Source organism: Sediminibacterium sp. FW305-C-269 (genome assembly GCF_058231045.1).
In genome coordinates, this window is the sequence record NZ_JBIQXQ010000001.1 from 647,066 (window position 1) to 671,683 (window position 24,618).

Consider the following 24,618-nt stretch of genomic DNA (forward strand, 5'->3'; position numbering starts at 1 on the left):
TCATGTATGGCACAACGTTTCAAAATATTCAATGGTAAAGTTATCCTTCCCGGCAGAATTCTTCCGTGGGGTACAGTGTTGATTGAAGATGGCCGTATTGTGGCTGTGGAAGCAACTGAAGTGGATTTTGCCGATGCAACCCTGATTGATGCCGGAGGTCAATATATCTCACCCGGTTTTATCGACATACATGTGCATGGTGGGGGTGGTTATGATTTTATGGATGGCACTACAGAAGCATTTTTACAGGTAGCGAACCTGCATGCCAAACATGGTACTACGGCGATGTTACCTACTACGCTGACCAGTGAGAAGGAAGACCTGCTGGCAACATTGAATGCTTATGATGCGGCCAACCAAATCAATGTTTCAGGCGCCTCATTCATAGGCATGCATCTGGAGGGTCCGTATTTTGCCATGAGTCAGCGGGGAGCCCAGGATCCCAAATACATCCGTAACCCGGATCCTGCGGAATACAAAGAGATACTGGAAAAATACCCTTCTGTAAAACGCTGGAGTGCTGCACCGGAATTACCGGGAGCCATTGCATTCGGGCGATACCTACGCTCCCAGCAGGTGGTGGCAGCCATGGCACATACGGATGCTGTGTATGAAGAGGCACTCGAAGCCTTTCAGAACGGGTATAACCTGGCCACACATTTTTATTCGGCCATGTCTGGTGTCACCCGCCGTAATGCTTTCCGATATGCCGGCGTGGTAGAAACAGCATACCTGCTGGATGAGATGGATGTTGAGATCATTGCCGATGGCGTGCACCTGCCTGCGCCATTGCTGCAGCTGGTGGTAAAGAGTAAGGGTAAGGAACGGACAGCGCTCATCACCGATGCTATGCGGGCAGCAGGAACTGAGGTAACAGAAAGTGTCCTGGGAGGTATCAAAAATGGCTTACCTGTTCTGGTGGAAGATGGTGTGGCCAAACTGCCTGACAGAACCGCATTTGCGGGCAGTGTGGCTACGGCTGACAGGCTGGTAAGAACCATGATGGAAATGGCGAACTGTTCTCTCCCTGATACCATTCAAATGATCACAGCAACACCGGCAAGAATCATGGGAGTGGATGATGTAAAAGGCTCCCTGCAGAAGGGGAAAGATGCAGATCTGCTCCTCTTCGACGATGCCATCAATATCGGGATGACGATGGTGAAAGGAAAGATCGTTTACCAGGCCGGCTAAAAGGTCGCTGCCGGTTACAATACCTGGTTAAACTCCAGGCGCTCACCATCGGGTCCGGTAATGTTGAAGTATTTACAGCCATTCTTCCAGAACGCCAGAAAAACAGGTGCCGGTTCAAGTACTTCGAATCCTGCATTTTTGATTTCGGTGAAAGTCTGATCAATATCCGCCACATCAAAAGCAATATGATCGATATGACCGTTTTTCCTGTTGCGGATTGCAGCCAGTTCCTGCTCGGGTAACTGGTATAGTTCCAGTATGAGCTGACCCAGCTGCATCATCGCCACCCGGCCCTTACCGCCATTGTGTGCAAAACCGGCATCCATCACGTTGGTGAAGCCCAGTTTCCGGTAAAATAATTCCGATTCGGTAAAGTCTGTAACAGGGATGCCGATATGCTGAAGGGACCTGATCTGTAAGTTCATAAAAAGTATGACTAATGAACCAACAAGTTAAGGTCTTCGGGTGAGCGCTTCCCGAAAAACGGATAAACAGAAGGAAGAATAGCTGAAAATAAACATTTCGTCAATTAATATCAATTAATCAGCCGAATTAAAAAGAGGTATAAATAGTTAATACATTGCTCTCCGTACGAATCGGTTATTGGTCCGGATGAATGATTTGACCTACAGCTTATCTCTATATCCCCCCCGATTAAACAAATAATGCCTGGTTTTTGCCGGGCATCATTTTTTTTGAATACCAGTGATGATGCAGTGTTTATGTGAATTAGGGAAACGTTTGTTATCTCTTTCAAAAGCAAGGGAGCTTTTCTGTAATTTTAAACATGTTTCGTTCTTCTGTTTCTCCCCTGATAGTGCTGCTGTCTTTACCGGTGGCTTTTGTGTATCATAGTAAGGCCATGCAGCCAGGTATTAAAAAACAATCGTCAGCCGTTTCCCGGGCGGAGAAACCTGTGGGTATGGTATGGATCCCCGGCGGCAAGTTCCGTATGGGTACGCCTGCAGCCAATGAATCGTTATGTGCCACACCCGGGCTGACTTCTGATGCCCTGCCTGTGCATACCGTAGAGGTAAAAGCTTTCTGGATGGATGAACACGAAGTGACTAATGCCGAGTTTGAGAAGTTTGTGCAGGCCACAGGATATAAAACAGTGGCAGAGATTGCGCCCACTGCAGCGGAATTCCCGAACGCCGATCCGTCATTACTGGTTCCAGGCTCTGCGGTATTTGCACCACCCGCTCATGAAGTTCCGCTGGACAATTACCTGCAATGGTGGGAATACCGTAAGAACGCCAACTGGCGTCAGCCCTTCGGTGCAGGAAGCAGCATTAAAGGAAAAGAGAATTATCCCGTGGTACATATTGCCTGGGAAGATGCGATGGCCTATGCCCGCTGGGCTGGTAAACGGTTACCCACGGAAGCCGAATGGGAGTTTGCCGCACGGGGCGGGTTGAAAGAGAACACTTTTGCCTGGGGTAACCAGTTCAGACCGGCCAGCCGCTATATGGCGAATACTTTCCAGGGAAGCTTCCCTTCAAAAGATGCAGGGAAAGACGGATATAAAGGTATTGCACCCGTAAAACAATATCCAAAGAACGGGTATGGTTTATATGATATGGCCGGCAATGTATGGGAGTGGTGCTCAGATTGGTACCGCGCAGATTATTATACCACACTGGTGCGAAAAGGTATGCCTATTGTTGACCCGCAGGGACCGCCGGATAGTTTTGATCCTACAGAACCCGGTATTGTTAAAAAGGTGCAGAAAGGGGGGTCCTTTCTTTGCAGCGATGAATATTGTTCCCGTTATGTTGTGGGTTCTCGTGGTAAGGGCGATTGGAAAATGGGCACCAACCACCTCGGCTTCCGCTGTGTGCGGGATACAAAATAAAGCCTGTTTATTTTTTCTGTAGTCTGTTGTTAAGACTCCAGTCGCCGCTTCCCAGGCAAAAGAATACGGAGGTCAGTAAAGCTGATATAAAAGGATGCTGGTCCTCGGTCAGTATTTTGCCATGCCCCATGGTAAAACTGATCAGCAATAAAGTAAGGGTCAGCGGAATCATAAACAGGCGAACCCATATTCCCAACACCAGGGAAAGACCTCCCAGCAGTTCAGCTGTTTTGCCTGCATACGCAAATAAAGCCGGCAAAGGATAATGCATGTCACTAAGCCATTGCGTATAATTCTTCATCTGGTCAAACACAAATACTTCATGACCATGATACACAAATAAGATACCTGTAATGATCCGGATAAGGGCAAGCATTTTTGGTGTATATCGTTGTATCGGCATGGTATCAGATTTGTTTAGTAAGATACCATCCTACCCGAACAAAAACAACCGCGCCCTTGTGTTCTTGCTAGCAAAATTTCCCGCAAGGACACAAAGGCGCAGTTAAAGAGAGTTTGAGGGTGTTATAGCTTTTTCACCCGGATATTCCTGAACCGCAGCACATCGCCATGACCCAGGAAGCCAATGTGGCCGCTCGTTCTTTGCAGGCCGGGGTGTTCCTTATGATCCATGGTGCCATTGGCAGAAGCCTGTTTAATGTCGCCATCCAGGATGGTTTCCCCGTTCAGGATCACTTTTACTTTGGAGCCTTTTACGATCACTTCTTCCTGGTTCCATTCGCCGGTGGGTTTCAGAAAACCTCTTTTGGCCGGGATCACTCCATACACGGAACCATGGTACTGGTAGGGCTGCAGGTTCTTGTAGATCTCTGCTTCATTATCAAGTATCTGCAATTCCATTCCCACATAAGCCGCATCGCCCTGCAGTGGTGTGCGGATACCCAGGCCATTGTTGGCGCCGGGCGTTAACTGAAACTCGAAACGGAAATTGAAATCTGCATATTCCTCTTTTGTATACAGGTTACCACCGCTGAGCTCGGGATGTACAACTATATTACCCTCTTCCACCACATATCCCGTGGTATTACCTGTCCATTGCTCCAGGCTGGTCCCATCAAAAAGGGAACTGAAGCCCTGTTTCTTTTCTTCCTCGCTTAAGGGAGTTGTGTAATCTGTAGGTAATTCCCGTACGTAAATATTACGGTAGGCAACATAGGTTCCGTGTGCCTGCAGTTCCAGTTGTTCCTTAGGGAAAATGGGTTGCTTGCGGTCCCAGTAGTTTTCCAGCACCACATTATCGGTCACCAGCTCCCCGTTCAGGTACACCGTTACGTGTTCTCCTTTCATGATAATGTGAAAACGGTTCCATTCACCAATTTTATTATCGGCCACTACCAGTGGTTTGCTTGGATTTTTCTGGTTGTTGTACAAACCGCCGGAACCTACCTGTGCGCCTACTTCGCGGCGGCTGGTGTCCCAGATCTGTACCTGCGGACTGCCCCGCAGGTAAATACCGGCATCCCCTTTTTCGGTGATCTTCCAGTCGACAAACATTTCTATATCACCGTATTTTTTTTCGGTGCAGAGATTGTCACCATGACCTATAAATACCAGCAGCCCATCTTTTACGATCCAGTCATTTTTTGCTTTCTCATTGGCGATGTTCTGTGCGGCAGTCAATGAATCGGCAGGCATTTTGGCCCGCAGAATGGGGTTGCCCACCAGTGCTTTCCATCCACTCAGGTCTTTTCCGTTAAATAGCGATACGAAGCCAAAATCAAAAGGCATGGCTTTGATATGTGCGGTCAGTTTCTTTACCAGTATGGCACTGTCTTCTCCTTTGATCAGCGGCAGGGCTTTTTCCAATTCAGCACGTACCAGGGGGCCACGGATATGTTGATCGTTCAGGGCCAATTGTGCAAGTATGCGTGCCGCATCGGTCGCTACTTCCTTGTCAGACAAAGCCCCACTTACCAGCACAAAAGAGCTGATGCCCGGGATACGAGATACCTGGTTGAGGATTCTTTTTTTACGGATGGGATCGGCTGCAGTCTCTAACTGGTTTTGCAGTGACAGTAATTGCTGAACGGGATTTTGCCTGTCAACAGGAACAGCCGCGGCAGCTTTGATTGGTGGTAACGGTTGCTTGTTAAAGTGCAGAACGGTTTCGATGTATTTCCTGTTGGGCTCTTTTGCTTTGGCCAGCGCTTTCTGCAGAGCCGCCATGGCTGCCGGAGAATGGATCGTGACCAATGCACGTGCTGCATTATCGGCCTGTTCGTTGTCTGACAGGAGTTTGCTCAGCGGTTTTACAGCTGCATCATCACCTAATAAAGACAGGTATTTGATGATGAGCTCTTTGGCATAATAGGACTTTACTTTTGCCAGCCCGGCCACCAGGGTTGTTGCCGTTTGTGTTTTTTGAGCGCTGTTTGTAGCCGATTGGTGTGTGTAGGCGCTTAGTGCATAACTGGCTTTCAGTTTCAGGGAATCATCATCCAGCAGACCGAACAGCTGGTTCCATTGGTTGCTGTTCCAGTTTTGCATACTGGTAAGTGCGGTAGCGACCTCTTCTGTTTTCTGGTAAGGGAAGGGTTGAATAATCGCTTGCACATCTTCCGTTTGTGCAGTGAGCTGCGTAAAGCTGATCAGGAAGAGAAGAGCGGAAAGAATTCTTTTCATATGGTTGGTTATGTTTTTTTCACCGCAGAGGTGGGGAGGGCGGGGAGTTTACGCAGGATCTCTCTGTGTAGACTCCGCTTCTCTGCGACTCCGCGGTGAATATAATTTTACTATAATCAGATACTCCATGGCGCACGCATCGGCGGATCGATCATGCGGTTGGCTTCTTCGTCATTGAGGAAGGTCTGGCTGACCGGATCAAACCGAAGAGAACGTCCGAGCTGTAAAGCGATCTTGCCCATATTGATGATGGTGCAGGAGCGGAAACCATTCGATTCGTTCAGGGCAAACGGTGTTCTGTATTTTACCGAGTCCAGGAAATTGGTGACCTGCGGCTCCGGATCGGGCAGCAACGCCAGTGTCTCTTTCAGGTTGGGTATGTCTGAACGGAACCCGGCATACAATTTTCCTTTAGGACCTTCTATATAAGCCGCATTGGGGTCTTTGGCCTCCCCGTCGAGAATGATCTTACAACCATCATCGTACGTGAAGGTGATTTTCCGGAACGTACCACAGGCATCAGGATGTTGTTGTTCGGCATCCACTTCCACCAGTACCGGGCTGGTAGCATCTTTTCCGAGAAAATACTGGATGGGGTCTATATAATGTTGTCCCATATCGCCCAGTCCGCCCCCATCATAATCCCAGTAACCACGGAATGTGCCATGAACGCGGTGTGCATTATAGGGTTTGAAAGGTGCAGGTCCCAGCCAGCGATCATAATCCAGTTCCGCAGGAACAGTTTGTGTTTCCAGCTGTGTTTTACCTACCCAGTAAAATTTCCAGTCGAAACCGGTGGTCTTGCTAACGGTCACCGTAAGTGGCCAGCCCAGCATGTCCGATTCCACCAGTTTTTTAATGGGTTTCACTGTGGTGTTCATGCCGTAAAAATTATCTTCAAAACGGAACCAGGTATTCAGGCGAAACATGCGTTTGTACTGTTGTACGGCTTCCACTACCCGTTTGCCCTCGCCAATGGTTCGGGTCATGGGTTTTTCGCACCAGATATCTTTACCGGCTTTGGCCGCATCAATGGCCATGATGCCGTGCCAGTGAGGTGGAGTGGCAATATGCACAATATCCACTTCGGGAAGCGCAATCAGTTCCCGATGATCGTGAAAGGTTTTCACACCATTGCCGATCATGCCGGCAGCCTGCGACAGGTGGTTCTTATCCACATCGCAGATAGCTACTACGCGTGTACCGGCATAGGGAATATGTCCGCGGCCCATGCCGCCCACACCAATGATACCTTTTGTGAGCTGATCGCTTGGGGCCAGGAAACCTCTGCCCAGAACATGACGGGGAACAATACTGAAACCGGCCAATACGGTGGCGGTGTTGCGCAGGAACTTTCTTCGTGAAAGTGCGCTTGATTTTGGGGATTTCATATGCGTTAGATAGATGTCTTTAAAGATAAGGAGAAATAACAATGAGTGGATGAGTGAATGAGTGGGTGAGTGAATGATAGAATTGTTTTTTTGGGGGATTTAGTTTTTTTCCGCCATCGTTTTCGTAACTTCTTTGTGGTGGGTGCGGGTAGCACCTTGGCTTTGTGGTACATTAGTAGGGTTATCCATTACTCATTAATTGCTTGTACCATGAAACCCTCTCAAAAATCGCGTCGTTCGTTTTTGAAGCAGGCAGCTATTCTGTCTGCCGCTTCTGCTGTTCCTTCGATGATCACTAAAGCTGCCGGCAATTTTGCAGTTGGTCAGAAAGTAAAACTGGCCTGTGTGGGCATTGGTAACCAGGGAGGTTCCGATGTTATGTCCTTTGCCAAAACAGGCCTGGCCGAGTTTGTGGCTTTTTGCGATGTGGATATGGGGGCACCCCAAACACAGGCTGTATTGAAGCAGTTTCCCGATGTACCCCGATTCCAGGATTTCCGTACCATGTTCGATAAAATGGGTAACCAGATAGAAGCGGTTGCCGTAGGCGTGCCTGATCATTCGCATTTTGCCATCACGATGATGGCATTGGGATTGGGTAAACACGTGTTTGTAGAAAAACCGATGGCCCGCACTTTCAACGAAGTGGAATTGATGATGAAAGCTGCACAGAAAAATCCGAAACTGGTAACACAGATGGGTAACCAGGGACATTCGGAAGCCAATTATTTTCAGTTCAAAGCCTGGACAGAAGCTGGTATCATCAAAGATGTGACCGCCATAACCGCACACATGAACAGCGGCCGCCGCTGGCACGGCTGGGATACCAATATTAAACAGTATCCACCCAAAGAAGCCATCCCCGCCACCCTCGACTGGGATACCTGGCATGGCGTAACTCAACTGCACGATTATAACCATGATTATATCAATGGCCAATGGCGCTGCTGGTACGACTTTGGTATGGGTGCCCTTGGCGATTGGGGCGCACACCTGATCGATACCGCACATGAGTTCCTGGATCTGGGTCTGCCCTATGAAGTGCAGATGCTGAAAGCAGAAGGACACAACTCTTTCTTCTTCCCGCAATCTTCTACCATCCTGTTCCGATTCCCCGCGCGGGGTAAAATGCCGGCCTGCGATATTACCTGGTACGATGGTGTGAACAACCTGCCACCCTTACCGGACGGCTACAGGGGCCCCGGACTGGATGCCAATATTCCGCCACCCAGTTCAGGAAAGATCGAAGCCAAAAAACTGAATCCGGGTAAGATCATTTATGGTAAAGACCTCACATTTGCGGGAGGATCGCATGGCAGAACACTGTCTATTATTCCGGAAGCAAAAGCAAAGGATATGGAATCTAAACTGCCGTTTGTTCCTGAGAGTCCGTCCAATCATTACGCTAACTTCCTCAAAGCCTGTATGGGTGAAGAGAAAACACGTTCACCCTTTGCAGTGGCGGGCCCGTTGAGCCAGGTGTTCTCACTGGGTGTGATGGCGCAGAAACTGAATACCACTATTCAGATCGACAGGAAAACCAAAAAAATCACCAATAATAAAATCGCAAACGATATGCTGGTGGGATTGCCTCCGAGGAAGGGCTGGGAGCAGTATTATAGGATTTAATGAGTGAATGATAGGATGATAGAATGATAGAATGATTTTGGAATGTGCTGCGATGAATGAGGGTTCATCGCAGCCTTTTTTTAACAGGCATGGAGCCGGTTATAATTTTTGTGTTGCATCTATCCGCAACCAGAGAAAGGCGCCGGTGATGACGATAATGCCAATGAGTAACACAGGTAAGTAATATCCAAAGTTGGAAGCGAGATAACCAAACAGGATGGTACTGAGATAAGCGCCGGTTAATCCTGCCGTATTCATGGATCCGGAAACAGCACCGCTTTTATTGCCACCCAGGTCCATGGCTACGGCCCAGGCAACGGGAGCGGTCACATCCATGCAGGCCATGCCCACTGCCAGCGCAATAATGGCTGTAAGGTTATCCTGCACCAATGAAGCGCCGATCATACAGAACCCTGCGATAAACAGGCCAATCAGTGGCACGATCCTTCTTCCCCATTTTTTGCCATAGCGTAAACAGGCTTTATCACTTAGCCAGCCACCTCCCAAACAGCCCAGGGCTGCCAGTATATATGGCAATGATGAGGCCCAGATCAGGTTCTCCTGCGGTATCAGCCTGCCTTTTTGCAGGTAAGTATGGAACCAGCTCTGAAAAAAATAAGTGCCGGTAGCATAACAGAAATACATTCCCAAGAGGAACCAGATATTGGCAGATCGGAACAGCTGTTTCCATGTACTGTTTTTGCTTTCATGCGGATCAAGCGGCAAGTCTCGGTTGGCAAGAATATGGCCCAGCTCTTCTTTGCTGATGGATGTGCATTGAGCAGGTTCTTCCTTGTGCCAGAACATCCAGAAAATGACCCAGATGATACCGATGGCGCCCAACACATAAAAGGAAATATGCCAGCTATATGATTGCTGTAAGGGGATTACCAGGAAAGGAGTCAATGCCGCACCAATGCGTGATGCACCCCAGATGATTGATTGTGCCCGCCCCCTCTCCAGTACGGGAAACCATTTGCTTAATACAATGGATGTGTTGGGATATGCTCCTGCCTCACCCATACCGAACAAAAAACGGACAATCAGCAACATGGTAAAACCCGTAGAGAAACCGGTAAGTACAGTGAAGAAAGACCACCAGAGTACCACACGTATCAGCACTTTTTTACCGCCGATCCTGTCGCCAAGCCAGCCAGTGGGTATCTCAAACAGACCATAGGCCAGGGTGAACATGCCCATGATCCAACCCCACTGTACGGTGCTGATCTGCAGGTCATCCATGATGGAACTGCTGGCAGATGAGAGCGCGATGCGGTCCAGGAACGTGATCATAGATAAAAGAGAAAGAACGAACAGAACCTGGTATCTTTTTTTCATGCAGTGTGTTGAGGGCTGTAATTTACTCATTCACCGGCAGTTTGCATATGCCAGCCCGTTCCCTTCTCGCATCATTGCACTTTGGTTTGCAAATTTTTCTCGCGAAGGCGCAATACCACGATTATTAGCAAAGCTCTCTTTTTCTTTTTTAGCTTTTATTGAAATAAAACATCCCGCTATCAGCGGAGTAACTGAATCTGCGGGATGTTTTAATAAGAGAAACAAAGAAAAAAGAAAAGGAAGGATGGGATCTATACTGCTCTTATTTGTCCTTGCGAGAAAAATTTTTTCGAACCGGTGAAAAGATCCTGCAGTGATGAGTTTATTGTTTTCTTCCTACAAAGCGGATCACAGAGCCTGTACCATTGTGAAACAGTCCTTCGTGCAGTTCAACTTCTTTTTCGGTTAATTCCAGGATCTCATAACTCGGGAAATCAGCTTTGATTTCTTCTACAGAAAACAAAGTGTCTATATCTTTTGGTCCGCCCACTTTTCCGTTTGCGGTTACATAGTCAATGTGTTTTTTACTGAACGCTTCAAAGATGATGGTTCCACCCTTTTTCAGGTATTTGCTGAGCGTTGTATGATAGAGCGATTTGAGATTTGGCGGAAAATGTGCAAATATCAGGGCAATGGCATCGAACTGTTCCTCTTTAAAATCCAGCATCTGCAAGTCACCAACGATATAGTGGATGGTTACTTTATTTTTTTCTGCCAACCGCATGGCTTTTGTCTTGCCCTCCTGGCTGATGTCGAAGGCAGCAACGTTCCAGCCTTGTTTGGCCGCATAAACGGCATTCCGTCCTTCACCCTCGGCGGGGAACAGTATTTTTCCGGCAGGCAATTTGGATAATTGTTCTTTTAAAAACAGGTTCGGTTCTTCTCCGTAAGCAAATGCTTCATTGCGGTAGCGTTCATTCCACCTGGCTGCTGCAGGGTCGGTCTGGTTGTTCCTGTTATCCATCTTTTTGCCGTTTTGTTGATTACCACGAATAAAGTTAATGATTGAAGCGTTCACCGCCTGTTTTATCAGTCTTCCGGCATTTTCCTGTCGGCAATGAGTTGTGCGATCAGACTGGTCCAACCGCTTTGGTGACTGGCACCCAGGCCCCTGCCACTATCACCGTGGAAATATTCGTAGAACAGCACCAGGTCTTTGTTTTCGGGTCTGCTATAAAACCAGTTCTGGTCGCCGTGCAGTTTGCGTTGGTTCTGCGCATCCAGTTCAAATAGACTGGTCACTCGTTTGGCCAGTTCTGCGGCTACCTGTTTCAGGTCCATGTACACACCCGATCCGGTAGGATATTCAATGCTCAATGATCCGTCGTAGAACTCGCCAAACTTTTTGATACTCTGGATGATGAGGTAATTGATGGGCATCCACACAGGTCCCCGCCAATTACTGTTGCCACCAAAGAAATCAGAAGTGGAATCACCCGGATCGTATTGTATCGAATATACCTGCCCTTCGATCGTTACAGAGTAAGGGTTCTTTTCGTGGTATTTGGATAGGGCGCGGATACCTCCTTCTGATAAAAATTCAGTTTCGCTCAACACCCTCTTCAGCAGGGCGATGAGTTTGTTCTTGGGTATCAGTGATATCAGCATCCTGTCCTCATCTGCGATCTCTTCGTTGGGCCAGAATTTTTTATTCTTTTTCCGGTACTGTTCGAACCAGGTGATGCGTTTGGTAAAATCCTCCAGTTTGGTCAGCATTTTTTTCTCGATCACTGATACGGCAAACAGGGAAGTCAATCCTACGATCGATTGTATGCGCAACTGGATGGTGGTGTTGTTGGGCAGGCCCAGTGTGTCGTAAAAGAACTGATCTTCCTCGTTCCATAGGCCCAGCAGGTTCAGTGCTTCCGCGATCAGTACGAAATGTTCGAAGAACTTGGTGGCGCTGTCTTCAAAAGCTTCGTCTTCCATGGCTATTTCCAGTGCCATATCCATCAGGTTCAGTGCGTACATGCCCATCCAGCTGGTGCCATCGGCCTGTTCCAGTTTGGCTTCGCTGTGCAACTGTATGCTGCGATTGAATACGCCGATATTGTCGAGACCAAGAAAACCGCCTTCGAACATATTGTTCCCGTTGGGATCTTTCCGGTTGATCCACCAGGTAAAATTGATCATCAGTTTGTGGAACACTTTTTTCAGGAAGCTGATATCGCCCTTACCGTTTTTGTTTTTCTCGATCTGGTACACCTGCAGTGCAGACCAAGCATGTACCGGCGGGTTCACATCGCTGAAGTTCCATTCGTAGGCGGGCAGTTGTCCGTCGGGTTTCATGTACCACTCACGCATCACCAGCAGTATCTGGTGTTTGGCAAACACAGGATCTACCATGGCCATGGGTACGCAGTGAAAAGCAAGGTCCCAGGCGGCATACCAGGGATATTCCCACTTATCGGGCATGAGAATGATGTCCTGGTTCTTGAGGTGTTGCCAGTCGTGGTTACGCCCCCTGCCGCGTTCATCGCCTACATGGGCAATGCCATCAGGTTCAGAGAGCCAGCGTTCCACATCGTAATAATAATACTGTTTGCTCCAGAGCAGGCCTGCCAGTGCCTGTCGCTGGATATTGCGCAGGTCATCGCTGATATCGGCTGCGAGGATACGGTTATAATATTCGTCGGTCTCCTGTTTGCGCTGGTCAAAAATATCGGTAAAACCTTTGGTAAAAGGGGTTTCCATCTGTACATCGCTCAAGCGGAGGTACAGGGTTTCGGTGGCACCGGCTTTGACCTGGTATTCGTATACGGGTGCAAACTTAGTGCCACTCTTTTTTTGGTTCAGCGCTTCCACATTCTTGTTGTGGATGATGGCATCGTGAAAAGCGTCTTTTACAAAAATGGATTCATTTTTCTTGCCAAAGAGTTTTTCTGTATTGGTCTCGTTCTCGGTGAAAAAAGCATGTTTAGGTTGGGGGTAATAGAAATAGTAGGAACCCAGCCGTTCATGTTTGGCTTTCACCATACAATTGTCGTCAATGGATTTGATCACAGGTTTCTTGTCCAGTCCCCGCGATTGCCACCGGTTAAAGAACCAGAGTGTGGGCAGAACCGTGATGGGTGCATCATTTGCCGATCGGTTGGTGATCTCGATGCGGATCCCGATATCCTTTTTGTTCACTTTGGCATACGTGATCAGTACATCAAAATATTCGTTGTCCTGGAAGATGCCGGTATCCAGGATCTCGTACTCGGGTTCCAGTTTGCTACGTTGTTTATTCTGTTTAATAAGCTCCTGATAAGGGAATGCCTGCTGCGGATACTTGTACAGCATCTGCATATAATAATGTGTGGGCAGGTTCTCCAGATAATAGTACAGTTCCTTTACATCTTCTCCATGGTTACCCTCGTTATTGCCAAGGCCGAACAGTCTTTCTTTCAGGATGGTATCTTTCCCGTTCCAGAGCGCTACGCAGAAACAGAGATTTCCGAAGAAGTCGGAAATACCACCTAGGCCATCTTCACCCCAGCGGTATGCGCGTGCATGTGCATGGCTGAAGGGTACATAATTCCACGCATCGCCATTTTCGCTATAGTCTTCCCGTACGGTACCCCATTGCCTTTCTGATAAATAGGGTCCCCATTGTTCCAGGGGGATCTTCCTGGTGCTGTTTGCTCTCAGCCTTTGCTCCTCTGCAGTCATAGTGGCCCTAAATTAAAGATGCTTTGCGCAAAAACGTGAATATTTATGAACATATACTTCTTATTTTAGTGAAATTAAGCGCGTCACTCAGCTTATATAATGCACCGGAGATGAAATACTTACTACTGTTATCTTTTTTCATAGCATCGATGCAGAGACTTGTCGCAACTGAAAAAGAAGCCAAACCTGTTTCTCAGCTGATCTATAATGTCTGGGTGATCGATGGCACAGGTGTGGCAGCCCAAAAAGCTTCGGTGCGTATCCAAAACAAAAAGATCATTGCTGTAGGCACGCTCAAACCCTTGCCTGGCGAGCTTTTGATAGATGGCAAGGGCAAAACGCTCACGCCGGGTTTTATCGACACACATAGTCACCTGCTGGGTTCTTTCCGCTCACAGCCGGAAGCACTAGCCGCCCTGAACCAGGGTGTGACACTGATTGTTGCGGGGCAGGATGGTGAAGGCAGTCCCATCGACAGTATCCATACGCAACTGAAAGCGCAATCGGTTGCGGTGAATATCGCCACGTATACCGGTCAGACCTCTTTACGTGAAGAAGTGATGGGTGAAAAAGAGTTGCATCGCAAAGCCAGTCCTGAAGAGATCCGGAAAATGTGTGTACTGCTCGCTAAGGAAATGCAGAAAGGTTCACTGGGCCTCTCTACCGGCCTGGAATATGACGGTGCTTTTTTTTCGGAGAAAGATGAGCTGGTAGCGCTGGCGAAGACCACGGCACAATATGGCGGCCGCTACACCAGCCATATCCGCAGCGAAGACGTACAACTGAAACAGGCCATTGAAGAGATCATCCTGATCGGTCGTGAAGCAAAGTTACCGGTGCAGGTATCACATATCAAGATCGCGCTGAAAGACGATTGGGGTAAAGCCCAGGGTCTGCTGGCAAGGTTGGAAAAAGCCCGTGCAGAGGGCATTCACATAACAGCCGATTGTTATCCGTATGATTTCTGGAACAGTACACTGAAAGTATTGTTTCCCAAAACAGATTACGACAACCTGCAGAGTGCAGCTTTTGCGGTGGAACATACATTCGATCCCAATGAATCGATCCTGTTCCGGTATGCACCCAATCCCCAATACAAAGGCAAAACGATCGCTGCCATAGCCGCTATGCGTCAGGAAACACCTGCGCAAACACTGGTTTCACTGATTGCTGAGGCAGAGGCGTATAAGAAAGATCATCCTGGTGTTACCGGTGTGGAAACCATCATGGGTAAATCGATGGCGGATGAAGATGTGAGCAGCTTATTGGCCTGGCAACATACCAATATCTGCTCCGACGGCTCCATCGGTGGCCATCCACGCGCTTTTGGTTCCTTTACCCGTGTGCTGGGCCATTATGTGCGTGACAAAAAATTACTGTCACTCGAAGAAGCGGTCCGTAAAATGACCTTACTCGCAGCGCAACATATTGGTATTGCCAACCGGGGAAAGATAGCACCGGGTTATTTTGCCGATCTGGTTTTGCTTGACCCCGCCACGGTAAAAGACCGCTCCAGCATACAGGATCCGGCAGCTTTATCGGATGGTATTGAACGGGTGTGGGTGAATGGAGAAATGGTCTATCAAAACAAACAAAGCACCCGCCGTTATCCGGGTATGTTCATAGAAAGAAAATAAGACAACCAATGCCAGAGAGGAATTTACCCAGCGCCCTTGTGATCACAGAGGGTATGTTACACACAGACGATGCGAAAACAGCACATGGACTGATCCGCGGAACAGAACGATTCCGTATAGCGGGTATGATCGACAGCATGCATGCGGGTAAAGATGCCGGTGAAATGCTGGATGGCCGAAACAGGAACATGCCTATCTATGCCAGTGCAGAAGAGGCTTTGCAGAAAGCCGGTAAGATCGATTACTGTATTGTTGGCGTGGCCACGGTGGGCGGAATTTTGCCGCCGGTATTCCTGCAGATCATCAGCACCTGCATCAAAAACGGGGTTTCTATTGTGAACGGATTGCACGATTACCTGAATGATAAACCCGAACTGGTGGCATTGGCCAAAGAACATGGTGTCAGCTTAACGGATATACGCCGTCCCAAAAAACGCGAGGACCTGCATTTCTGGACCGCTGAGATATTCAGTGTGAAAGCACCCATACTGGCCGTACTGGGAACCGATTGCTCTATGGGTAAAAGAACCACCTGCCGTATGATACGCCAGGCCTGTGCCAAAGAAGGCATACATGCCGAAATGATCTACACCGGGCAAACCGGCTGGTTGCAGGGAGGTAAGTATGGATTTGTTTTCGACTCCACGCTGAACGATTTCATCTCCGGTGAAATAGAACACGCTATTGTGAGCTGCTGGAAAGAAACGCAGGCAGAGCTGATACTGCTGGAAGGCCAGTCTGCCCTGCGGAATCCCAGTGGTCCCTGCGGTTCAGAGTTCCTGGTATCGGGCAACGCCAAACTGGTGGTGCTGGTACATGCACCCAAGCGTATCCACTTTGAACACCTGCCCGAGTGGGGAGAGATCCCATCGGTACGGTCAGAAGTGGCGCTGATCAAAGCATATGGATCGGAAGTGATTGCACTGGCGTTGAATACTTCGCATTGTACACGTGAGGAAGCATTTGCTTTTCAGCGTGCGTATGAAAAAGAACTGGGCATACCCGTGCTGCTGCCGTTGGAAGAAGGGGTGGAACCCGTTATTCCTGTTCTGCGCTCACACCTGAAAACAAAAACCGTATGAAGATAACAGCGGTCCGCGCCTGGATAGAGCAACTGCCCCTTACCAAACCCTATACCATTGCCTACAATACCTGTTCGCATGCGGAGATCGTTTTCCTGGAGATAACGCTGGAGAACGGCATGACAGGCATCGGCTCAGCCAATCCTTTTGAAGAAGTGGTGGGCGAAACGCCGGCACTCAGTTTTGCCAACCTGCAGTCGGTTCAGGTACAGGACCTGCTGAAAGGCAAGGATATCCGCAGTTTTCAGCAGCTGATCAGAGAAGCCGACAAATTGTTCCCGCATTTACCGGGTACGCTGGCCGCTATCGATATTGCTTTACACGATGCTTTCTGCACCTGGCTGGGTATTCCGGTATTGTCTTTTTACGGACAGCAGCAACAGGCATTGTTAACGTCTGTCACTATCGGCATCAAACCTGCGGAAGAAATGCTGAAAGAGGCGAAAGCTTACCATGCCCAGGGCTTCCGTATCCTCAAGATCAAAACCGGATTAGATGTGGATGCGGACATAGAAAGAGTAACCTTATTGCACCAGGCTTTTGGCAGTAAAATGAAGATCCGTGTAGATGCCAACCAGGGATACGACAGTACTGCCTTGAAAAAATTCCTGGAAAATACCCGCTCATTGGCATTGGAACTGATAGAGCAGCCCCTGCCTTCCGGCCAGGAAGCCGCATTGTTGGCATTTGCGGATACTGACAGAAAACAGCTGGTGGCCGATGAGAGCCTGCTGGATGCAGCTACCGCGATCCGCCTGGCACAGCTGCCGCAGCCCTTTGGTGTATTCAATATCAAACTGATGAAATGCGGCGGCATACTTGGCGCCCGCAATATCGCCACCATTGCCGAGCCCGCCGGTATCGGTTTGTTCTGGGGCTGTAATGATGAAAGTATCGTAAGCATCAGTGCGGCACTGCATGTGGCGTATTCCTGTCCACATACCCGTTATATCGATCTTGATGGCAGTTTTGACCTCAGCAAAGACCTGGTCAGCGGAGGTTTTATGCTGAAAGAAGGTTATCTCCACAGCCTGCAACAACCCGGCCTGGGACTGAAAAGACTTGACTGATCCAATCCTCACACTATCAAAGCGAGAAATCATAACTCACCCATTTTACCCTGAAAATGCGGTAGTGGTATGACCGCAACCTGATAAAATACAGTTTACAGCATGACAATTGTCATAACCCGGCGCAGGATAGCTGTCTAATTTTAGACTATTAAAATGTACTATATGACAAAGAAGCGTACCACAAAGAAATACGTCTATTTTTTTGGCGCCGGCAAGGCCGACGGAAATGAATCCATGAAGAACTTATTGGGTGGTAAGGGTGCAAACCTGGCCGAAATGGCGGGCCATCCCAAACTGAAACTGCCCGTACCTCCGGGATTTACCATCTCTACGGAAGTGTGTACCTATTATTACGACCATAAACGCACGTATCCTTCCGTGCTGCAGGCACAGGTGAATGCTGCTCTGGCTTCTATTGAAAAAATAACCGGTAAAAAATTCGGTGATCCTGATAATCCACTCCTGCTCTCTGTACGTTCCGGTGCCCGCCGCAGTATGCCGGGTATGATGGATACGGTACTGGATATCGGTTTGAATGATACAACGATCCAGGGCCTCATTAAACAATCAGGCGATGAACGTTTTGCATATGACGCTTACAGAAGGCTGGTGATGATGTATGCCGATGTGGTGATGGAAAAAGCCAGTGGTATTGAACCCAAGAACGGAAAAGGCATCCGCAAAGTGCTGGATGAAAAACTGGAGTCCATCAAACACAAGCAGGGCTATACTTCCGATACGGACCTTACTGTTCCGGAACTGAAAGCACTGGTGAAGGATTTTAAGGCAACCGTGAAAAAAGTGTTGGGTAAACCCTTCCCCGAAGATCCGCTGGAACAGCTTTGGGGTGGTATCGGCGGTGTATTCGGCAGCTGGAATGGTAAACGTGCCATAGAATATCGCCGCATTGAAAAAATTCCGGATGAGTGGGGAACTGCAGTGAACGTGCAGGCGATGGTGTTCGGTAATATGGGTAACGATAGTGCTACCGGTGTGGCGTTTACCCGTAACCCGGGAACCGGCGAAAACAAATTCTACGGCGAGTACCTGGTGAATGCACAGGGCGAGGATGTGGTGGCAGGTATCAGAACACCCGCACCCATCAATGCCTATTCTAAAAATGACCATAGCCGCAACCTCGATACGCTGGAAAAACTGATGCCCAAACTGTACAAAGAACTGGATCAGTACCAGCAGCGCCTGGAGAAACACTATAAAGACATGCAGGACATCGAGTTCACCATTGAAAAAGGTAAACTCTATATGCTGCAGTGCCGTGTAGGTAAACGCAATGGTGTTGCTGCCGTTCGGATGGCCACAGAAATGTACAGCGAGAAACTGATTGATATTAAAACAGCCATCATGCGGGTAGCACCTAACCAGCTGGTAGAACTGCTGTTGCCCATGCTTGATCCCAAAGTGGAAGCGGTTACCAAACCCATTGCCAAAGGCCTCCCTGCAGGTCCGGGTGGTGCACAGGGTCGCGTGGTGTTCTCTTCTGCAGAAGCCGTAGAGTGGGCACGTAAGGGAGAAAAAGTGATCCTGGTGCGTGAAGAGACCTCTCCCGAAGATGTGGATGGTATGCACAAGTCGCAAGCGATCCTCACCACCAAGGGTGGTATGACCTCACACGCTGCACTGGTTGCCCGTGGTTGGGGTAAATGCTGTATCGTAGGATGTAACGATATTGAAATACATGCGGACACCAAGACCTTCAAATCCAAAAATGGTACTGTAGTAAAAGAAGGTGATGTGATCACCCTGAACGGAACCAAGGGACTGGTATATGAAGGTGGTATACCGCTTGTGGCAATAGACCTGAACAAGAACAAAGCATACCAGAACCTGATGGCATTGGTAGACAAGACCAAACTGATGGGTGTGCGTACCAATGCAGAAACACCACAGGATGCGGCACAGGCCATGGCATTCGGTGCAGAAGGTATTGGATTGTTCAGAACAGAACACATGTTCTATGGCGAAGGCAGTGAGCAGCCCCTGTTCCTGCTGCGTAAGATGATCATGAGTAAGACAGAACCCGAGAGAAGAAAAGCGCTGAATGAGTTATTTGTGTTTGTGAAAAAAGACATCAAAGACACCATGCAGGTGATGAAGGGCAACCCGGTGACCATCCGTTTGCTTGATCCCCCACTGCACGAGTTCGTACCACATGATGTAGAGAAGCTGCACCAGCTGAGCAAGGAACTCGGTATCAGCATGAGCGTATTACGCAGAAGGGTCTTGGCCTTACACGAGAACAACCCGATGCTGGGTCACCGTGGCGTACGTTTGGGAGTAAGTTATCCTGAGATCACCGAAATGCAGATACGCGCCATACTGGAAGCAACAGCAGAGCTGGTGAAAGCAGGTAAAAAAGCATTTCCAGAGATCATGGTGCCGGTTACCTGTACCGTGAACGAGCTTACACACCAGAAAGCCATCGTTGACAGGGTATACAAAGAAGTGTGTGAGAAAATGAAAGTGAAAACCATCCCGTACCTCTATGGTACCATGATAGAAATACCAAGGGCTGCACTGATGGCTGATAAGATGGCGATCGAAGCCGACTTCTTCAGCTTTGGTACCAATGACCTTACCCAGATGAGTTTTGGATTCAGCCGGGATGATGTAGGCGGATTCTTACCCAATTACATGGACCAGAAAATTTTGCTGGACGATCCTTTCCAGACCATTGACCAGGAAGGTGTAGGAGAACTGATCAAAGACGGAACAGAGCGCGGACGGAAAACCAAACCCAAATTGAAAGTGGGTATCTGTGGAGAACATGGGGGTGATCCGGAAAGTGTTAAATTCTGCCATCGTATCGGTATGAACTATGTCAGTTGCTCACCATTCCGCGTACCTATTGCGCGACTGGCAGCAGCACAGGCAGCCGTTATGTATGGAAAAGTAAAGGCGTAAGTGAGATTCGCCGGGTATCAACAGGGGAGCCGGAATAGTTTCCGGCTCTCATGCTTTCCGTCAGATAGTACCCGATGCAGGACAGGTAAACAGGAGTGTTTAAAAATAAATCTGCGCCTTTACGTTTTTGCGAGCCTATGTTCCCGCAAAAACGTAAAGGCGCGGTTATTATTGCAGGGGTTTACCGGCGTAGGGTGGCCGGATAGCCCAGCTGTGTTTATTGGAAGGACGGATCACCAGCCAGTAAACGAAGAACAGGGTTGTTGCAACGGTAATGCCACGCACCACCCAGAAAGGAAGGGAAGCGCTGAGATCAATCAGCAGACCATCGTCTTCAAAACTGCCCATACCCAATAAAGCAGGTATGCGATACCAGTAATAACAGGATACTCCGGCTGCTGCAAACAGCCCACTCAATTTTCTTGCATGACCAGGAATGATCAGTTCCACAAAAATGGCATAGATGGATAAAGTAAGCAGCATGCCCATCAACGGCATTGCATATACACCCGGAAATGCATTGATACCAGCGACGTACTGGTTATCCGGTACATGGAACCATCCCCAGATAAAACCAGGGAGCCCGCCCACAATAAGCCAGCCGCTGAGTTTATGGTAGATGGTCTTTACAGAGGCTGTCGGATGAATATTAGGTGTAGAATCCGGGCAGGGTACCACGCAGTTCATGCATTTATCGCAGTGTGCATTGGGAACACTGAAAGCTACATTGCTACCATACAGTTTCTCAACCGGATGAACCGGACAAAGACCGGAGCACCAGGCGCTTTTCCATTCATAAAAGAACCCTAGTACCACACCCATAGAGGCCAATGAAATGATCAACAAACCGGTAGCAACGCCATTGGTATTAAAAACAGCGTGACGAAGCGGCACAATACTGAACAGCAGCAGAACGCTGGCAAGGTTCAACATGCCCAGCTGTTTGGCGCTGAGTTTTTTTCTTTGCGAAAGCCCCCAATGCCTGGGTAAGAGGTTAGTGATGGCCAACGGACAAATATTACGCCAGATGCCGGCCGCCAAGACAAACAAAGCAGGCGCCACGGGAATCAGGATGTTCCAGAAGACCAGCAGACCCAGTTTGGGCAGCAGGAACAGGCTTAGTAACATAGCAGCGCCTATCAGCCATACCAATGCTTGAATAATATGCCAATACAGAATGGTGTGGGCCGAAAAGGCAGTTCTTTTGGAGAGGGGAACAACTGTGTTATTCATAGAAGGGCGCCATCATGGGGGTAATAACGCATGCGGCTGCAGCAATTTAAAATTTGCTGTCTTTACAAAAGATGATTTTCATCAGGTTACACAAATAGAAAAAATGCTTATACGGGCAGGGTTACTTTGAAGATACTTCCCCTGGTGGCCCGTTGCTCTATGTTGAACTCGCCGCCATGGCGGGCAATAAATTCTTTACATATAAGCAAGCCCAGGCCGGTACCTCGCTCTTTGGCAGTACCCCTGCGCGAATTACTCAGGCTGGCCTGTAACAGCTGTTGTTTGGTCTCCTCGCTCATGCCCACTCCTTCATCAATCACCCTGATTTCCACTGCACCGGGAAGTTGTCTGATTTCTATTTCTATATGACTGTTCTTATGGCTGAACTTAATTGCATTACTGAGCAGGTTACGGATAATGAAATCGAGCATTTCCTTATCGGCAAACAAAGTCAGTTTTTCATCCAGGCTGGGATTGATCTGTACCTGTTTCATATGCGCCTGCAGGTATAAGAGACGGATATTTTTTTCGATCACTGTTTTGGCCAGCAGTACTTCAGGCTTAAACTCGAGCAGATGCATCTGGCTCTTGCTCCATTGCAGCAGGTTATAGAGTAACTCGTTCAGGTAATCGAGGGATCCCTGGGCTTCTTTTACCAGCTTCTTTTTTTCTTCTTCATTCAGTTTTTCATGGTGCTGTGTAATGAGTTTGAGAAAAGACTGCATGGTAGCCAGTGGGTTTCGCAGATCATGTGAGATGATAGAAAAAAGTTTATCTTTTACACTATTCAGCTGCGATAACTGGTTTTTGGAATCCTCCAGTTCATATATGGTTTTTTCCAGTGTAATGTTCTGTTGCTTCAGGTCCTGCGTCTGCTGTTCTACCTGTATCTGCAATTCCTGTTTCTGCTGTTCAATCATCTGTTTTTTCTCGCGTTCCACTTCCAGTGCAATCCTTTCTTTTTCAATTCTTTGCACTGCAAGTTCCTGGCGTGTCTGGTTGTAACGGCTGGCCAGACCCAGTGCAAAAACAATCACCTGTATCACAAAACCAATCTGCACAAAATAGCGGGTATAAAAATTATCTTCCACCCATCCCATTTCGCGCAGGATAAAAAGTATGGCGCCGATTACCAGCAGGGCATTAGCGGTAATAAAATATTTGGCTGGTTCATAACGGTCTGCGTAATAAGCTACCAGTCCGGCCACCAGCATCAGTATCAATACCAGGGTTCCTATCAAACCTACTGCCACGATCAGCGAATCCAGATAATCAATATCTGCTAAGAAGGTAGCCATACCGGTAATCATTAGTAAACCACATGCGGCAATCAGCAGATTAATGAGCCTGTTCAACCTCGGCATTAACGAGTTGGTAAGCAGGTAACTTTTGGTGAATAGTAACCGGGCCAGGTTGGTAAAAGGAACAATGATGGTATAACAGAAAGTGTCCCATCGCGGTAAACCGGGCCAGAGATATTCAATTCCGAAACCGTAATAAAAAGCAAGGTAGAGACCCAATCCAGCAATACTTAATACATAATAGAGATAACTCACATCCCTCACTCCGTAAAAAATAAACAGGTTATACAAAGCCATTACCAGGATTGTACCTAGAAAAATGCCCTGCCAGAAAAGTCTTCGGGTATCCTGTTGTTCAAAGCCGGTGGTAGGCTGTAGACTGATATCTGCTTTTTGGGGTTGATAGATACTGTACACCGCGTTGTTAAATATCCTAATTGTATATACGGTATTACGGGGAAGGATAAATCTGACCACATTGCTGTTAGAAGGGTGATTCCGTTTGTGTAAGGGCAGGAGGGAACCGGTGACCAATTGCTGTTTTTGCTTACCATCATCTATCACCACGGTAATAAAACCGCTTTTTGGAAAACCCATCACTAAGTCCTGGTCGTATGCAGCTGTATTTTGCAGGGTGAATAAAGTGGTATAAACCGGGCCATCACTTCCTTCAGATTCCTGCCAATGCAGGCTTTCATGGCTAATGGTAATCGGCTTCCCGTTAAAGGGAACTGTGGTTACCTGTGCAGATAAAGGTAGTAAGCAGCAACTGAAAAGGAATATGAACAGGCTATGTTTCAGAAAGAATTATTTCAAGTAAATTTAGGCAATGGGAGGAATAAAAATTTTATTAGTAGAGGATGACTGGATCATAGCGAAAGAAATTACTCTTTCGTTAAACGATCTGGGTTTTGAAGTGGTGGGTAATTTTGATGCAGGAGAGGATGCCCTGAAAAAAATCCCGGAACTCAAACCAGATATCATTTTGCTGGATATAGGGTTAAGCGGAGAAATGACAGGCATCGATACCGCCCGGGAGATCAAACGGCAATACCAGGTGCCTTTCATTTTTCTCACGGCTCTGGCCGATTCTACTACCATCGAGCAAGCCAAGCTGACCGAACCCTATGCCTACCTGGTTAAACCGGTGAAAGCCGAAACTTTATATTCTACCATTGAAATCACCCTTCACAATGCAGCCCAGCGCAAAGATCCTACACCGCCACTAAAAGAAGGGCTGACTATTGATGACAGTATTTTCGTAAAAACAAAGAACCGCCTGGAAAAGATCCTACTCAGAGATATACGCTGGGTAGAAGCTTCTGATATTTACGCATTGGTATGTACGGCCACCGGTACATATTTACTTAATACCAGCCTGAAAGCAGTGGAAGAAAAATTTCCTGCTACCTGTTTTCTCCGGGTGCACCGCTCTTATATTGTTAATCTGGACAAAATAGAAGCGATTGAAGAAGATAATCTGGTAATCACAGGCCAGCGGATTCCTATTGGGAAAACCTATAGGGAAAAACTGATGAGCCGTCTTTCCTTTCTCTGAAAAATACGTTCACCTTACAGAAAAGGCTGTTCACCCCTAAAAAAGCTATGCTGGCAAGTAAGCTGTTAATTGTTTGTTGTAAGAAGATATTTTCAATGTAACGATTGC

The 24,618-nt window shown here is 47.9% G+C and carries 17 protein-coding genes; 8 read left to right on the plus strand and 9 right to left on the minus strand.

Translation table 11 applies throughout. The features are described 5' to 3' along the window. Nucleotides 1-6 precede the first annotated feature (6 nt). Nucleotides 7-1,194: an N-acetylglucosamine-6-phosphate deacetylase gene (gene nagA, locus ACH3Y6_RS02810; protein WP_490834053.1), complete on the plus strand. Its 1,188-nt coding sequence runs from the start codon at nt 7-9 to the stop codon at nt 1,192-1,194. Between the two features lie 14 nt (nt 1,195-1,208). Here the strand turns inward: nagA and ACH3Y6_RS02815 are convergent, their stop codons facing one another. Beyond that, nucleotides 1,209-1,619 (minus strand): VOC family protein, encoded by a 411-nt coding sequence (locus tag ACH3Y6_RS02815; RefSeq protein WP_490834054.1) that lies wholly within the window; start codon nt 1,617-1,619, stop codon nt 1,209-1,211. 362 nt (nt 1,620-1,981) lie between these two features. On the opposite strand from ACH3Y6_RS02815, the gene ACH3Y6_RS02820 reads away from it, so the two are divergent. Beyond that, nucleotides 1,982-3,049 (plus strand): formylglycine-generating enzyme family protein, encoded by a 1,068-nt coding sequence (locus ACH3Y6_RS02820; protein ID WP_490834055.1) that lies wholly within the window; start codon nt 1,982-1,984, stop codon nt 3,047-3,049. Nucleotides 3,050-3,056: 7 nt separating this feature from the next. On the opposite strand, the gene ACH3Y6_RS02825 is transcribed toward ACH3Y6_RS02820, so the two are convergent. The 3 genes from ACH3Y6_RS02825 to ACH3Y6_RS02835 form a co-directional block, all read right to left on the minus strand. Further along, nucleotides 3,057-3,452, minus strand: coding sequence for a DoxX family membrane protein (locus ACH3Y6_RS02825; protein WP_490834056.1), 396 nt, complete (start codon nt 3,450-3,452; stop codon nt 3,057-3,059). Nucleotides 3,453-3,574: 122 nt separating this feature from the next. Further along, on the minus strand, nt 3,575-5,692 hold the full coding sequence (locus tag ACH3Y6_RS02830) for a 3-keto-disaccharide hydrolase (RefSeq protein ID WP_490834057.1): 2,118 nt from the start codon (nt 5,690-5,692) through the stop codon (nt 3,575-3,577). 116 nt (nt 5,693-5,808) lie between these two features. Further along, nucleotides 5,809-7,083 carry a Gfo/Idh/MocA family oxidoreductase gene (locus ACH3Y6_RS02835; RefSeq protein WP_490834058.1) on the minus strand — a complete coding sequence of 425 codons (1,275 nt, stop codon included), beginning with the start codon at nt 7,081-7,083 and terminating at the stop codon, nt 5,809-5,811. Between the two features lie 210 nt (nt 7,084-7,293). On the opposite strand from ACH3Y6_RS02835, the gene ACH3Y6_RS02840 reads away from it, so the two are divergent. Then, on the plus strand, nt 7,294-8,712 hold the full coding sequence (locus ACH3Y6_RS02840) for a Gfo/Idh/MocA family oxidoreductase (protein ID WP_490834059.1): 1,419 nt from the start codon (nt 7,294-7,296) through the stop codon (nt 8,710-8,712). Between the two features lie 99 nt (nt 8,713-8,811). Here ACH3Y6_RS02840 and ACH3Y6_RS02845 read toward each other — a convergent pair whose 3' ends face one another. From ACH3Y6_RS02845 to ACH3Y6_RS02855, 3 genes are all read right to left on the minus strand, one after another. Next, entirely contained in the window at nt 8,812-10,050 is a 1,239-nt protein-coding gene (locus ACH3Y6_RS02845; protein WP_490834060.1) for an MFS transporter, read from the minus strand. Nucleotides 10,051-10,372: 322 nt separating this feature from the next. Further along, nucleotides 10,373-11,014 carry a class I SAM-dependent methyltransferase gene (locus tag ACH3Y6_RS02850; RefSeq protein WP_490834061.1) on the minus strand — a complete coding sequence of 214 codons (642 nt, stop codon included), beginning with the start codon at nt 11,012-11,014 and terminating at the stop codon, nt 10,373-10,375. A gap of 65 nt (nt 11,015-11,079) precedes the next feature. Further along, the gene (locus ACH3Y6_RS02855; RefSeq protein WP_490834062.1) at nt 11,080-13,704 is read right to left on the minus strand and encodes an MGH1-like glycoside hydrolase domain-containing protein; all 2,625 of its coding nucleotides are present in this window, start codon (nt 13,702-13,704) and stop codon (nt 11,080-11,082) included. A gap of 149 nt (nt 13,705-13,853) precedes the next feature. Between ACH3Y6_RS02855 and ACH3Y6_RS02860 the strand changes: the two genes are divergently transcribed. The 4 genes from ACH3Y6_RS02860 (at nt 13,854) to ppdK (ending at nt 20,418) form a co-directional block, all read left to right on the plus strand. Then, complete coding sequence (locus tag ACH3Y6_RS02860) at nt 13,854-15,341, plus strand: N-acyl-D-amino-acid deacylase family protein (RefSeq protein ID WP_490834063.1); 1,488 nt, start codon at nt 13,854-13,856, stop codon at nt 15,339-15,341. Nucleotides 15,342-15,349: 8 nt separating this feature from the next. After that, a complete protein-coding gene (locus ACH3Y6_RS02865; protein WP_490834064.1) occupies nt 15,350-16,423 on the plus strand; it encodes an N-acetyltransferase DgcN family protein in 1,074 nt (357 codons plus the stop codon). After that, nucleotides 16,420-17,493 carry a mandelate racemase/muconate lactonizing enzyme family protein gene (locus ACH3Y6_RS02870; protein ID WP_490834065.1) on the plus strand — a complete coding sequence of 358 codons (1,074 nt, stop codon included), beginning with the start codon at nt 16,420-16,422 and terminating at the stop codon, nt 17,491-17,493. The genes ACH3Y6_RS02865 and ACH3Y6_RS02870 overlap by 4 nt, the downstream gene beginning before the upstream one ends. Nucleotides 17,494-17,658: 165 nt before the next feature. Continuing rightward, nucleotides 17,659-20,418 (plus strand): pyruvate, phosphate dikinase, encoded by a 2,760-nt coding sequence (ppdK, locus tag ACH3Y6_RS02875; protein WP_490834066.1) that lies wholly within the window; start codon nt 17,659-17,661, stop codon nt 20,416-20,418. 168 nt (nt 20,419-20,586) lie between these two features. Here the strand turns inward: ppdK and ACH3Y6_RS02880 are convergent, their stop codons facing one another. Then, on the minus strand, nt 20,587-21,651 hold the full coding sequence (locus ACH3Y6_RS02880) for a hypothetical protein (RefSeq protein ID WP_490834067.1): 1,065 nt from the start codon (nt 21,649-21,651) through the stop codon (nt 20,587-20,589). Between the two features lie 107 nt (nt 21,652-21,758). After that, a complete protein-coding gene (locus ACH3Y6_RS02885; RefSeq protein WP_490834068.1) occupies nt 21,759-23,549 on the minus strand; it encodes a sensor histidine kinase in 1,791 nt (596 codons plus the stop codon). 232 nt (nt 23,550-23,781) lie between these two features. Between ACH3Y6_RS02885 and ACH3Y6_RS02890 the strand changes: the two genes are divergently transcribed. After that, nucleotides 23,782-24,510: a LytR/AlgR family response regulator transcription factor gene (locus ACH3Y6_RS02890; RefSeq protein WP_490834069.1), complete on the plus strand. Its 729-nt coding sequence runs from the start codon at nt 23,782-23,784 to the stop codon at nt 24,508-24,510. Nucleotides 24,511-24,618 lie beyond the last annotated feature (108 nt).

Coding starts and splice junctions, on each gene's coding strand:
- ACH3Y6_RS02885 (WP_490834068.1), bottom strand. CDS start 23,549: ATGGGTTTTCCAAAAAGCGGTTTTATTACCGTGGTGATAGATGATGGT.
- ACH3Y6_RS02865 (WP_490834064.1), top strand. CDS start 15,350: ATGCCAGAGAGGAATTTACCCAGCGCCCTTGTGATCACAGAGGGTATG.
- ACH3Y6_RS02870 (WP_490834065.1), top strand. CDS start 16,420: ATGAAGATAACAGCGGTCCGCGCCTGGATAGAGCAACTGCCCCTTACC.
- ACH3Y6_RS02825 (WP_490834056.1), bottom strand. CDS start 3,452: ATGCCGATACAACGATATACACCAAAAATGCTTGCCCTTATCCGGATC.
- ACH3Y6_RS02815 (WP_490834054.1), bottom strand. CDS start 1,619: ATGAACTTACAGATCAGGTCCCTTCAGCATATCGGCATCCCTGTTACA.
- nagA (WP_490834053.1), top strand. CDS start 7: ATGGCACAACGTTTCAAAATATTCAATGGTAAAGTTATCCTTCCCGGC.
- ACH3Y6_RS02830 (WP_490834057.1), bottom strand. CDS start 5,692: ATGAAAAGAATTCTTTCCGCTCTTCTCTTCCTGATCAGCTTTACGCAG.
- ACH3Y6_RS02880 (WP_490834067.1), bottom strand. CDS start 21,651: ATGAATAACACAGTTGTTCCCCTCTCCAAAAGAACTGCCTTTTCGGCC.
- ACH3Y6_RS02835 (WP_490834058.1), bottom strand. CDS start 7,083: ATGAAATCCCCAAAATCAAGCGCACTTTCACGAAGAAAGTTCCTGCGC.
- ACH3Y6_RS02855 (WP_490834062.1), bottom strand. CDS start 13,704: ATGACTGCAGAGGAGCAAAGGCTGAGAGCAAACAGCACCAGGAAGATC.
- ACH3Y6_RS02890 (WP_490834069.1), top strand. CDS start 23,782: ATGGGAGGAATAAAAATTTTATTAGTAGAGGATGACTGGATCATAGCG.
- ppdK (WP_490834066.1), top strand. CDS start 17,659: ATGACAAAGAAGCGTACCACAAAGAAATACGTCTATTTTTTTGGCGCC.
- ACH3Y6_RS02840 (WP_490834059.1), top strand. CDS start 7,294: ATGAAACCCTCTCAAAAATCGCGTCGTTCGTTTTTGAAGCAGGCAGCT.
- ACH3Y6_RS02820 (WP_490834055.1), top strand. CDS start 1,982: ATGTTTCGTTCTTCTGTTTCTCCCCTGATAGTGCTGCTGTCTTTACCG.
- ACH3Y6_RS02845 (WP_490834060.1), bottom strand. CDS start 10,050: ATGAAAAAAAGATACCAGGTTCTGTTCGTTCTTTCTCTTTTATCTATG.
- ACH3Y6_RS02860 (WP_490834063.1), top strand. CDS start 13,854: ATGCAGAGACTTGTCGCAACTGAAAAAGAAGCCAAACCTGTTTCTCAG.
- ACH3Y6_RS02850 (WP_490834061.1), bottom strand. CDS start 11,014: ATGGATAACAGGAACAACCAGACCGACCCTGCAGCAGCCAGGTGGAAT.